Source organism: Enterovirga rhinocerotis, assembly GCF_004363955.1.
Classification (GTDB): Bacteria; Pseudomonadota; Alphaproteobacteria; order Rhizobiales; family Beijerinckiaceae; genus Enterovirga; species Enterovirga rhinocerotis.
On the sequence record NZ_SNZR01000011.1, the window covers coordinates 1089472 to 1101296 of the forward strand.

Consider the following 11825-nt stretch of genomic DNA (forward strand, 5'->3'; position numbering starts at 1 on the left):
AGGCACGCCGAGCGGCATCATGGATGACGTGAGGCGCGCCGCTGCAAGGAGCAGAATTTGCTGAAGGACCACAAGTTTACCGAGCGCGCGTCGAATTCGGTTGCCGCCAAGCAGGCGATGCTGGAGCGTTTCAGGTCGCGCCCCAGCGTGGATGACCCCGAGGTGCAGGCCCGCCGGGCCGAGCGTGCGGCCATCGCGGCAGCTCGCGAGGCGCGGAAGGCGGAGCGTGAGCGTCTGCGCCGTGAGGACGAGGCTCGTCGCGAGGCCGAACGCATCGCCTTCGAAGCGGCCGAGGCCGAGCGCAAGGCGCGCGAGGAAAGCGAGCGGGTCGAGCGCGAATTGGCTCTCGAGGCGGCTCGCAAGGCAGCCCGCGACGCCCGCTACGCGGCTCGCAAGGCGGCCAAGCGCCGAAAGTAATAAGACCGAGACAGGTTTTTCGTCTGTCTTCGAGAACGGGCCGTGATAGGCTCGTCTCGGAGACGCCATGGTCAATCTCTTCGACATCGCCCGCCAATCCGGCAGCGGTATGGGCCTCGACATCTTGTCGAGGCAGTTCGGACTCGCGCCTGCGCAGACGATCCGTGCGGTCGAGGCCGTGCTTCCCGCCTTCACGCTCGCCTTCCAGCGCGCCGCGCTCGATCCGGCTGCGTTCGGCGAGCTGATGCGCACGATCGGATCCGGCCGCTACGCTCCCTTCTACGACGCGCCGAACGCGGCTCAGGCGGCCGCGAATGGCGGCGCGATTCTCGATCAGCTCTTCAAGTCGCCGGAGGCGAGCGGGCAGATCGCGGCTCAGGCCGCGGCGCTCGCCGGCGTCGGCACGCAGGCGCTTCAGGAAATGATGCCGGCTCTCGCCGCGACGATCGCGGGCGGCGCCTTCCGGGTGGCGACGGTCGAGGGATTTGCCGATCACCTGCGCCAGTGGGGCGATGCCCTGAAATCGGCGAGCGTGCGCATCAATCCCCCGCGGCCCCAGGATCCCTGGTCGGCGTGGCAGGACGCGGTGTCGTCGATGATGGGCGTGCGGCCCGAGCCGGCGCCGGCCGCGCCCCCCGCCTCCGCCGAACCCGCGACGGTGCTCGACGCCTGGGTGGCCATGGTGGGCAGCATGATGGGCGCTGCTGCTCCCGAGGCAGGGACGACGGGGTCTTCGTCCTCCTCCGAGCCCGATGCGGTCGCCCAATCCGGTGAGAGCCCGGCGCAGGCGGATTCCGACCCCGGGAGCGATGCTCCCGAGGCGGAGTCGAAAGCCGGCGAGCCGAACCCCTTCGCGGCCTTGTCCGAGATCTTCGAGAGCGGCCGCACCATCCAGGACCAGCATCTCGCCGCCTTCCAGTCGATCCTGGACGGCGTCTGGGGACAGTCGCGCCCGACCTGACGGCCGGGCCGTCAGGCGGCTGCTTTCTCACACGGGTCCGGCGTTACGCACCGCATCGCAACCTCTCGCGTGCGGGGTCGAAGCCTGATGTCCGTGCGTCGAAGGTAGGCTCCTACGGAGCCATCCCCACCGCGGCCTTTGTGCGAACCCCGCATGATGTCGTAGCGCAGCAGGCCGATATCCCTGAGCATCCGGTCGTCGAGTTCATGGAGCCGCGCGAGTTCCCGGCGCACAGCCACCCCTTGCCAGATGGCTCGGATGGACGAGACGGCACGGCGGATCACGCCGCCTGGGCGGAATGCAGTCTCGGCGGAAGTGGGCTGTTGGTCGAGCGGTGTCATGGCGTGTCCGGAACGGCCTCCTGATGGTCTCTGGCGGAGCGGAGCCGCGGAAAGGCGCGGCCGGAGGACTATCGGCGCGCAAAATCTATGAGTAAAACGAATGCTTGAGATGAGACGCATCACGTTTCCGTGATGGAGTTTGCGCCCATGCCGACCATGCTGGACATCGATCAGCTTCGGACCCTCGTCGCGATCGCCGATACGGGCTCGTTCACGCGGGCGGCGGAGATCGTGCACAAGACGCAATCGGCGGTCTCGATGCAGATGAAGCGTCTCGAGGAGAGGATCGGCCGCGAACTTTTCGAGCGAGATGGGCGGACGTCGCGACTGAACGAGGACGGCGAACGGCTCCTCGATTACGCGAGACGCATCGTGCGGCTGAATGGCGAATGCGTGGCGGCCCTGTCGGATAGCGACCTGACCGGCCGCGTCCGCCTCGGCCTGCCGGACGATTACGTCGATCGCTACCTTCCCGAGATCCTCGCGACCTTCGCCCGATCGAACCCGCGTGCCGAGGTGACGGTCGTCTGCGAGCCGACGCCGCATCTCGTCGAAGCGATGCGGACCGGCGATCTCGACCTTGCGATCGTCACCCATACCGATGGCCGTGGCGGATCGGAGATCGTGCGCGTCGAGCAGTTGCTCTGGGTGACGTCGGCCCGCCACTGCGTTCACGACGAGGACCCGCTGCCGCTCGCGACAGGGCGCGCGAATTGCTGCTGGCGCCACGCGGCCGTCTCTGCCCTCGGCGAGGTCGGCCGGGCCTATCGCACGGCCTATGTGAGCTGGAACTCGACGGCCGTCGGGGCCGCGGTCTTGGCCGGGCTCGCCGTCTCGATCCTCCCGGAGAGCGCCGTGAAGTCCGGGATGCGCATTTTGGGCGCTCGGGACGGCTTTCCGCCTCTTCCGACCTCGAAGATCGGCTTGATCCAGGCAGCTTCGGGGAGCAACGATCTGGCCGACGCGCTGGCGGACCAGATCCGGGTCAATCTCGACAATCTCGGATCGGGACGGCTCGTCGGGCTGGCGGACGCGGCGGAATGACGGGGGAAGGTCGCGCTCAGCTTCCGCTCAGATGGGTTTTGAACGCCGTCTCGATGGTGCCGTAGAGCGATCCGGTGCCGGTTGCCATCATGTTCAGGCCGCCCACGATCGCGATCGAGATCAGGCCCGCGATGAGGGCATACTCGATCGCCGTCGCGCCGCCCGCGTCATGACGCCATCTCTTGAACATGCAGGACCCAGCCATTCGGACTCGTTCGTAGCCGGCCATTGCTTTTGATTCGATTAAGCCGAACCGGCGATCTCTTGGAAGCAACGTGCCGGATCGGCGCCGAATCTTGCAGGCGCGAGTATAGTGAACGCTTGTCTTGGTCCGGCCCCGAACCGGATCGCGTATTGCGGTGGCGGGGCGGCATCTTCGGGCGGTTCCGGCGGGCGCGCCTTGACAGCCGCATCGCCCTCTCGCAGATGCCGGCCATGTCGCACTTGATCCCGGCCGCGTGATGGCCGTCTACACCGATGTCTCGGACGAGGACCTGCGCGCCTTCGTCGCCGGCTACGATCTCGGCGACGTGCTCTCCTTCAAGGGGATCGCGGAGGGTGTCGAGAACTCCAATTTCTTCCTCCAGACGACGAGCGGCCCCTTCATCCTGACGCTCTACGAGAGGCGGGTCCGGGAAGAGGACCTGCCGTTCTTCCTCGGCCTGATGGAGCACCTGTCGGCGCGCGGCCTCAATTGCCCGGTTCCCGTGCGCAACCGGGCCGGCATGGCCCTCGGCCGCCTCGCGGGCCGGCCGGCCGTCATCGTGACCTTCCTCGACGGCCTCGCGGTCAAGCGGCCGTCGGCGGCGCATTGCCGGGCGGTGGGAGCGGCGCTCGCGCGCCTTCACGAAGCGGGTCGCGACTTTCCGATCGAGCGCGCCAATGCGCTATCGCTGCCCGGCTGGGCGCCGCTCTTCGCGCGGGCGGAAGCCGAGGCGGACCGCGTCGCCGACGGTCTCGCGGGACGCGCGCGCCGCGAACTCGCTCATCTCGCAGACGCCTGGCCCTCCGGCCTCCCGAGCGGCGTGATCCATGCCGATCTCTTCACCGACAACGTCTTCTTCATCGGACCGGAGCTGTCGGGGCTGATCGACTTCTACTTCGCCTGCACCGATGCCTTCGCCTACGATCTCGCGATCTGCCTCAACGCCTGGTGCTTCGAGGCGGATTGCTCCTTCAACCTGACGAAGGGCACGGCGATGATCGGCGGCTACCAATCCGTCCGTCCGCTCGAGCCGGCCGAGGTGGCGTCTCTGCCGACGCTCTGCCGGGGCTCGGCCCTGCGCTTCATGCTGACGCGCCTCGTCGACTGGTTGAACGTGCCGCCGGGGGCGCTGGTGCGGCCGAAGGATCCTCTCGAATACGATCGCAAGCTCGCCTTCCATCGACGGGTCGAGACCGCGCGGGAATATGGATGGATGGCGCGATGAGCGAGCGTGTGACGATCTACACGGATGGGGCCTGTTCGGGGAATCCGGGCCCGGGTGGCTGGGGCGCGCTCCTGATCTTCGGCGAGGCCGAGCGGGAGCTTTCGGGCGCCGAGCCGCACACGACGAACAACCGCATGGAGCTGATGGCGGCGATCTCGGCTCTCGAGGCCCTGAAACGCCCCTGCACGGTCGATCTGCACACCGACAGTCAGTACGTGCGCAACGGCATCTCGACCTGGATCGCCGGCTGGAAGAAGAAAGGCTGGCTGACGGCCGATCGAAAGCCGGTCAAGAACGAGGATCTGTGGCGCCGCCTCGATGCCGCGCGCGAGCGGCACGAGGTCAGCTGGCATTGGGTCAAGGGCCATGCCGACGATGCCCGCAACAACCGGGTCGACGGCATGGCGCGGGGCGCCATCGAGGCGATGCGGCGGGGTCCGGTCGGAAACCCGTGATCCGCCGCCCCGCCTGAGCGCCGCGTCAGGGAGAGGCGATCAGCCCTCGCCCCGGAGCGCCTTGAGCAGGGCCTCGGCGCCCGAGACGTCGGCCTTGCCGGGCGTGTCCTCGACCGCGAGGGACGTCACGGTGCCGTCGTCGACGACCATGGCGTAGCGCTGGGAGCGGATGCCGAGCCCGAAGCCCGAGCCGTCGAAGGACAGGCCGATGGCCTTGGCGAAGTCGCCGTTGCCGTCGGAGACCATCTCGACCTTGCCGTCCGCGCCGGCCGCCGTGCTCCAGGCCTTCAGAACGAACACGTCGTTGGTCGAGGTGACGAGGATGGCCTCGATCCCGCCTGCCTTGATGTCGTCGGCATGGGTGACGTAGCCGGGAAGGTGGTTGCGGTCGCAAGTCGGCGTGAAGGCACCGGGAACGGCGACGAGCACGACCTTGCGCCCCTTGAACAGGTCGTCCGTCGTCTTGGCGGCCGGTCCGTCGGATGTCATCACCCGGAACGTCGCTTGGGGGAGTTGGTCGCCGACCTTGATCGCCATGAATACGTCTCCGCTGAAAGAGGATTGACCGCTTACAGCGGCCACGCGGCCGCGTCGAGGACACGCGGCGCAGGCGGCCGCGACCGGGAGGCGGGTGGACAAGCTTTCGCTTCCGCGTAGCATGAGCCCATGACACGATCCGGGCTCTCACCAGCGAGCAAGGCGCGCGGCGGCCAATCGGGCTATCTCGATGGGCAGATGCTGGTCGCCATGCCCGGCATGGACGACGAGCGCTTTCGGCGCAGCGTCATCTACCTGTGCGCCCATTCGGACGAAGGCGCGATGGGCATCGTGATCAACCGTCCGGCCCCCGATCTCAGCTTTCCCGACCTGCTGGTCCAGCTCGGCGTCATCCCTGCCGGCGGCGGGATCCGGCTGCCGCAGCATGCCGAGCGGATGGCGGTGCTCATGGGCGGCCCGGTCGAGACGAGCCGTGGCTTCGTCCTCCACACGCCCGACTTCTTCCTCGACGAGTCGACGCTCCCGATCGACGACGACGTCTGCCTCACCGCGACCGTGGACATCCTGCGCGCCATCGCGCGGGGGAAGGGGCCGGAAAACGCGATCCTGGCCCTCGGCTATGCGGGCTGGCGGCCGGGTCAGCTCGAGAGCGAGATCCAGGCAAACGGCTGGCTGAACTGCCCGGCCGATCCGGGCCTGATCTTCGGGCCGGCCCTCGACGCCAAATACGATCTCGCCCTGCGCAAGATCGGCATCGATCTCGGCATGCTGTCGACGCAAGCCGGCCACGCCTGAGCGGGCTGGCCGTCAGGCTGCGTCGGCCCGGCCCGCACCCACGAGTTCCCGAGCCTGCGCGGACGTCATCGCCTCGCCGAAGACGAAGCCCTGCGCGTAGTCGCAGCCGAGATGGAAGAGTTCGATCGCCTCGGACTCGCTCTCGACCCCCTCGGCCACGACATCCATGCCGAGCTCCTGCGCCAGCCTCAGGATCGAGCGCAGGATGAGCGGCTTGCCGTTGGCGAGGTCGCGCACGAAGGACTGGTCGACCTTGATCGTGTCGAAGGGGAAGCGCTGGAGGTAGGACAGCGCCGAGTAGCCCGTGCCGAAATCGTCGAGCGACAGGCCCGCGCCGAGATCGCGGATCCGGGTCAGGATCTGGGCGGCATATTCCGGGTTCTCCATCACGAGGCTCTCGGTGAGCTCGAGCTTGAGGGAGCCGGGCACGATGGCGGTGCGGCTCAGCACCGATTTCAGGTCGTGCAGGAGGTCGTGCTTCAGGAGCTGCCGGCTCGAGACGTTGACCGAGGCGAAGATCGGCGGATCGACATCGAGCGCGCTCTGCCAGACGGCGAGCTCCCGCGCCGCGCGGTCGAGGGCGAACAGGCCGAGATCGACGATGAGCCCCGTCTCCTCCGCCAGCGGGATGAAGGTCTGCGGCCCGATGGCCCCGAAGCGCGGATGGTCCCAGCGCAGCAGGGCCTCGAAGCCGGCGATGGTGCGGTCCTCCAGCCGGACGATCGGCTGGAACGCCACCCGCATCTCGCCGCGGTCGAGGGCGCGCCGGAGATCGCTTTCGAGGCCGAGGCGATCGCCGCGCGTCGTCTGCCGCATGGCGGGATCGTAGCGCTCGACCTGATCGCCGCCGAGGCGCTTGGCATGCGCGACTGCGATCTCCGCCTCGCGCACCAGCTCCTCCGGCTTGGCCCGGCGGCTCGGATCATGCCGCGCGATGCCGGTCGAGCCGGTCACGAAGATCTCGCGCTCCGCATAGGTGATCGGGCTCGAGATGGATTGCCGGATCTGCTCGCCGAGGATCTCGATCCGCTCGTCCTGCTGCTCCGAGAGCAGGAGGATCGCGAAGGTGTCTCCGGACAGCCGCGCCAGCGTGTCCTGCGGGCGGATCAGCCGCGAGAGGCGGCGCGAGAAGGTCAGGAGGATCGAATCCCCGGCCGAGTGGCCGACCGAATCGTTGATGTGCTTGAAGCGGTCGAGATTGACGACGATGACGGCCGGCCGCCATTCGTCGTCCTCAGCCCCCAGCGCCAGCGCCGCCTCGATCCGGTCGAGGAAGAGGTGGCGGTTCGGCAGACCCGTCAGATTGTCGTGGACCGCGTCCTGGAGGATGCGCTCCTCGGCGGTCTTGGCATCCGTGACGTCGGTCAGCGTGCCGATGATGCGGATGACCTCCCCGTCCGTCCCGATCACGGGCCGGGCCTTGAGCCGAAACCAGTGGAAGGGGCCGGCGGTCGAGCGCAGTCGGAAATCCTGGCAGAGCCGTCCGCGCCGGTTCTCGATCACGGCGTCGAGCGCGGTCCGGTAGCGGTCGCGGTCGAGCGTGTGTACGGCGTCGAGCCAGTCGAGCGAGGAGCCGCCGAGCGTGCCTCGCCTCAGGCCGAGCGAGTGCTCGACCTCGGGCGAGACGTGGATCTTGTCGCTGGCGACGTCCCAGTCGAACACCATGTCGCCGGACCCGGCGAGCGCGAGCGCGCGCCGTTCCGCCTCGCTCCCCTGGCCGCCCGCGATGGCGCCGCCCGAGAAGGCGTGCTGCATCACGGTGAAGCCGATCAGCATCACGATCAGGACGAGGCCGCCGATGAGCGCCGGCTGTGCCAGTTCGGTCGAGATGCGGTCCGCCACCGTCAGGCCGGCGGCCGCCACCCAGACGCAGAGAAGAAGCCAGGTCGGGATCAGCATGATCGCGCGGTCGAACCCGCGCACGGCGAGGTTCAGAACGAGGATCAGCCCGACCGCGGCGAGGACGCCGATCGAGATGCGCGAGATGCCGGCGGCCGTCGCCGGGTCAATCACGGCGAAGCCGGTCAGCGCGCCGAGGAAGAGCAGCCACAGCAGCGTGACCGTGCTGTAGCGGATATGCCAGCGGCTGAGGTTCAGATAGGCGAAGAGGAAGACGAGGAGCGTGATCGCGAGAACCGCCTCGGCCCCCGCCCGGTAGATGCGCTCGGTCGCGTCGCTGATCGAGAAGATGCGCTGGAAGAAGCCGAAATCGATGCAGGCATAGGCGAGGACGGCCCAGGCCAGCGCCGCGGCCGCCGGGAAGATCAACGCGCCCTTCACGACGAAGACGATGGTCAGGAAGAGGGCGAGGAGACCCGCGATGCCGATGATGATGCCCTTGTAGAGCGTCAGCCCGTTGAGCTTGCGGCGATAGGCGTCGGCCTCCCACAGGACGACCTGGCCGATCCGGGGGGCGGCGAGTTCGGCGACGAACGTGACCGTGGTCCCGGGGTCGATCGTGATCTGGAACAGGTCCGCGTCGGGCGAAGGCTCTCGCTCCGGCCGGATGCCTTCGCTGGCGGTGATGGCGGCGATGCGGGTCGAGCCGAGATCGGGCCAGATGATGCCGGAGCCGACCAGCCGGAAATGCGGCGCCACGAGAAGCCGTTCGATCTGCTCGTCGGACGAGTTCGTGAGCGCGAAGACGATCCAGCCCTGGGTCGAGCCGCCGTCGCGCGCCTTCACCGCGATGCGCCGGACGATGCCGTCGCGGCCGGGCGCGGTGGAGATCTGGATCGTGTCCTCGGTGGTGTCGTAGCGCTCGATCTTCGACGTGAGGTCGATCGCAACGCTCTTGGGCGTCACGCGCACGGCTTCCACGGCCGACGCATGGCCGGAGATCAGGACGATGCCGGCGAGGAGGGCCAGAACGGCGAGGAGAGGGCGGATCGCGCGCAAAATCGGGAAAGGTCCGGGTCGAGTCAGCCGGCCCACGAATCCGTACCGGGCACGGGGCGTTGCGGCAAGGCGTAGGGCGGGACGGTCCGCCCGAGATCGTCGTGGAGAAGGGTCGGGTCGGTCGCCAACGGCAGGGCCATGCCGGCCTCCGAACGGAAGGAGCCCGGCGAGCCTCTGCCAGCGGCGCTGCATCGGCTGTGGATGGGCCTGCATTGCGGCTGAAAGAGGTCCTCGGGGATGGCCCTTCCCGGTGCCGTCCTCATGCCGCGAGCGCGGCGGCGATCCGCTCGAGAGGCGGAAGCGAGCGGATCGGCCCGATGGCGGCCAGCGTGAGCGGGCCGGCGAGCGTCCGCCGCCCGGCTGCCCGAACCTCCTCGACGGTGACAGCGTCGATATGGGCGACTGTCTCCTCGGCGGGAATGATCCGGCCCCAGGCGAGAAGCTGGCGGGCGGCGCGCTCGATCCGTCCGCCCGGCGTCTCCAAGGCCGCGAGCAGGGAGACCTTGAGCGAGGCCCGTCCCCGCGCCAGTTCCTCGGGTTCGAGCCCCTCGGCGGTCTCGCGGGCCGTGGCGGTCGCGACCTCGATCAGTTCGGGCAGGTCGCGATCGGCCGTGCCTGCGCCGATGCCGAACACGCCGCAATCGCTGTAGGGCCAGTGGAAGGCGTCGATCTCGTAGGCGAGGCCGCGCGTCTCGCGCACCTCCTGCCAGAGCCGCGAGGTCAGGCCGCCGCCGAGCGCCTGCGCGAACATGTGCATCGCGAAATAGCCGGGATCGCGGAACGAGATCCCGGGAAGGCCGATCACGACATTGGCCTGTTCGAGACGCCGCTTCAGCCGCGCCTCGCCACCCGTATAGGTGGCCGGTGCCGTCTCGGGCGCGCTGCGCGCGACGAGGCTGCCGAGCGCGGCCTCGGCCGCCTCGACGACCTGGGCGTGGTCGACGGCGCCGGCCGCCGCCAGCACCATGCGGGCGGGCGTGTATTCGCGCTCGATGAAGGCCCGGATGCCGGCCGGCTCGAAGCGGCGGATGGTCTGCGGCCGGCCGAGGATCGGACGTCCGATCGCCTGGCCGGAAAAGGCCTTCTCCATGAACGCGTCGCCGACCACCTCGTCGGGTGAATCCTCAATGGAAGCATATTCCTGGAGGATGACGTTGATCTCGCGTCTCAGCTCCGTCTCGTCGAAGAGCGAGTTCGTCAGGATGTCGCCCAGGACGTCGATCGCGAGCCCGACATCCTCGCCGAGAACGCGGGCGGTGTAGCTCGTGAACTCGCTGGAGGTCGCCGCGTTGATCTCGCCGCCGACATTCTCGATGTCCTCGGCGATCCGGCGCGCATTGCGGCGGGGCGTGCCCTTGAAGGCCATGTGCTCGAGGAGGTGCGAAAGCCCGTGTTCGTCGGGCTGTTCGTGCCGCGAGCCGGCCGCGACCCAGACGCCGGTCGTGGCCGTCCTGACGCCGGGAAGCGCCTCGGTCGCGACCGTGACGCCGTTCGAGAGCGTCGTGATGCGGACGCCGGCTTCCGTGCGGTCGGTCCGGCTCATGCGGCCTGCCCGCGTACGGCGCGCGCTTCGCGCGAGAGGAAGGCCGCGACGGCATCGACATCGTTCGGCAGAACCGTGAAGCGCTCGGGCCGCCCCATGAGGTCGGCGAGGTGCGGGGGCAGCGGCGGCCGCACGCCCGAAGCGGCCTCCACGGCGTCCGGGAACTTGGCGGGATGAGCGGTCGAGAGCGCGACGACGGGCGTCGCCGGATCGCGCGCGAGCCGCGTGCGGGCGGCCTTCACCGCGATGGCGGTGTGGGGGTCGAGGAGATAGCCGGCCTCGCGCCAGGTCGTGCCGATCTCGCCCGCGACCTCGGCCTCGCCGATGGCCTCGGCCTCGAACTCCGAGCGGATCCGGGCGAGGGTCTCGGGCGCGATGGTGAAGGCGCCCGATTGCCGCAGCGAGGCCATCGCGCGGCGCACGGGCTCCGGGTCGCGCCCGCCGGCGTCGAACAGCAGCCGCTCGAAATTGGAGGAGACCTGGATGTCCATCGAGGGCGAGGTCGTCGGCACGACGCCCGTCACCTCGTAGCGCCCGCTCGCCAGCGAGCGGACGAGGATGTCGTTGGCATTCGTCGCGATGGTGAGGCCCGCGATGGGCAGGCCCATGCGCCGCGCCACCCAGCCGGCGAGGACGTCGCCGAAATTCCCGGTCGGGACCGAGAAGGCGACTTCGCGGTGCGGCGCGCCGAGGGCGACGGCCGCGGTGAAGTAATAGACGGCCTGCGCCGCGACTCGCGCCCAGTTGATCGAATTCACGCCCGACAGCCGCATCTCGGTGCGGAAGTCCTCGCGGCCGAACAGCGCCTTCACGATGGCCTGGCAATCGTCGAAGGAGCCCTCGATCGCGAGGGCGTGCACGTTCGGCGCCGCGACGGTCGTCATCTGCCGGCGCTGCACCTCCGAGACGCGACCATGCGGATAGAGGATGAAGACGTCCGCGCGGCTCGAATTCTCGAAGGCCGCCACGGCCGCGCTGCCGGTATCGCCGGAGGTCGCCCCGACGATGGTCGCCCGCTGCCCCCGCGCCGCGAGGACGTGGTCCATGAGGCGCCCGAGGAGCTGCATCGCCACGTCCTTGAACGCGAGCGTCGGGCCGTGGAACAGCTCGAGGACGAACAGATTGTCGGCGAGCTGCACGAGCGGGCAGACGGCCGGATGACGGAAGCCGGCATAGGCGTCCTTGATCATCGCGGCGAAAGCCTGCGTCTCGATCTCACCGTCCGCGAGGAGACCCAGGACCTCCTCGGCGACCTCGGCATAGGGACGCCCCGCGAAACCCGCGATCGCGTCGTGCGACAGGGCGGGGAAGCGTTCGGGCAGGTAGAGGCCGCCGTCGCTTGCGAGGCCCGTCATGAGCGCGTCGGTGAAGGGCAGGGCGGGAGCCTCGCCGCGGGTGGAGATATGCAGCATCGCGATGTCCGGATCGTTGGCGGATCACTTA

At 69.1% G+C, this 11825-nt stretch carries 12 protein-coding genes; 6 read left to right on the plus strand and 6 right to left on the minus strand.

Annotation, left to right across the window (positions count from 1 at the left end; genetic code table 11):
• Window positions 1-60: 60 nt before the first annotated feature.
• Window positions 61-417 carry a DUF6481 family protein gene (locus tag EV668_RS05770; protein ID WP_166652425.1) on the plus strand — a complete coding sequence of 119 codons (357 nt, stop codon included), beginning with the start codon at window positions 61-63 and terminating at the stop codon, window positions 415-417.
• 67 nt (window positions 418-484) lie between these two features.
• Window positions 485-1378, plus strand: coding sequence for a DUF937 domain-containing protein (locus EV668_RS05775; RefSeq protein WP_133768857.1), 894 nt, complete (start codon window positions 485-487; stop codon window positions 1376-1378).
• 11 nt (window positions 1379-1389) lie between these two features.
• On the opposite strand, the gene EV668_RS25725 is transcribed toward EV668_RS05775, so the two are convergent.
• Window positions 1390-1839: a DUF1127 domain-containing protein gene (locus EV668_RS25725; protein WP_133768858.1), complete on the minus strand. Its 450-nt coding sequence runs from the start codon at window positions 1837-1839 to the stop codon at window positions 1390-1392.
• 27 nt (window positions 1840-1866) lie between these two features.
• Here EV668_RS25725 and EV668_RS05785 point away from each other — a divergent pair, with 27 nt between their 5' ends.
• Window positions 1867-2763 carry a LysR substrate-binding domain-containing protein gene (locus EV668_RS05785; RefSeq protein ID WP_133768859.1) on the plus strand — a complete coding sequence of 299 codons (897 nt, stop codon included), beginning with the start codon at window positions 1867-1869 and terminating at the stop codon, window positions 2761-2763.
• Between the two features lie 16 nt (window positions 2764-2779).
• On the opposite strand, the gene EV668_RS05790 is transcribed toward EV668_RS05785, so the two are convergent.
• Complete coding sequence (locus EV668_RS05790) at window positions 2780-2992, minus strand: Flp family type IVb pilin (RefSeq protein ID WP_245512871.1); 213 nt, start codon at window positions 2990-2992, stop codon at window positions 2780-2782.
• Between the two features lie 232 nt (window positions 2993-3224).
• Here EV668_RS05790 and EV668_RS05795 point away from each other — a divergent pair, with 232 nt between their 5' ends.
• Entirely contained in the window at window positions 3225-4193 is a 969-nt protein-coding gene (locus EV668_RS05795) for a homoserine kinase (protein WP_133768860.1), read from the plus strand.
• On the plus strand, window positions 4190-4648 hold the full coding sequence (gene rnhA / locus EV668_RS05800; RefSeq protein WP_133768861.1) for a ribonuclease HI: 459 nt from the start codon (window positions 4190-4192) through the stop codon (window positions 4646-4648). Before EV668_RS05795 ends, rnhA begins: the two co-directional genes overlap by 4 nt.
• Window positions 4649-4687: 39 nt before the next feature.
• On the opposite strand, the gene EV668_RS05805 is transcribed toward rnhA, so the two are convergent.
• Window positions 4688-5185, minus strand: coding sequence for a peroxiredoxin (locus tag EV668_RS05805; RefSeq protein WP_133768862.1), 498 nt, complete (start codon window positions 5183-5185; stop codon window positions 4688-4690).
• 129 nt (window positions 5186-5314) lie between these two features.
• Here EV668_RS05805 and EV668_RS05810 point away from each other — a divergent pair, with 129 nt between their 5' ends.
• Window positions 5315-5941, plus strand: a complete 627-nt coding sequence (locus tag EV668_RS05810; RefSeq protein WP_133768863.1) for a YqgE/AlgH family protein — start codon at window positions 5315-5317, stop codon at window positions 5939-5941.
• Between the two features lie 12 nt (window positions 5942-5953).
• Here the strand turns inward: EV668_RS05810 and EV668_RS05815 are convergent, their stop codons facing one another.
• The 3 genes from EV668_RS05815 to thrC all read right to left on the minus strand — a co-directional run bounded on the left by EV668_RS05815 (window position 5954) and on the right by thrC (window position 11794).
• A complete protein-coding gene (locus EV668_RS05815; RefSeq protein ID WP_425359585.1) occupies window positions 5954-8839 on the minus strand; it encodes an EAL domain-containing protein in 2886 nt (961 codons plus the stop codon).
• A gap of 259 nt (window positions 8840-9098) precedes the next feature.
• A complete protein-coding gene (locus tag EV668_RS05820) occupies window positions 9099-10382 on the minus strand; it encodes a M16 family metallopeptidase (RefSeq protein WP_133768864.1) in 1284 nt (427 codons plus the stop codon).
• Window positions 10379-11794, minus strand: a complete 1416-nt coding sequence (gene thrC / locus EV668_RS05825) for a threonine synthase (protein ID WP_133768865.1) — start codon at window positions 11792-11794, stop codon at window positions 10379-10381. Before thrC ends, EV668_RS05820 begins: the two co-directional genes overlap by 4 nt.
• Between the last annotated feature and the right edge of the window lie 31 nt (window positions 11795-11825).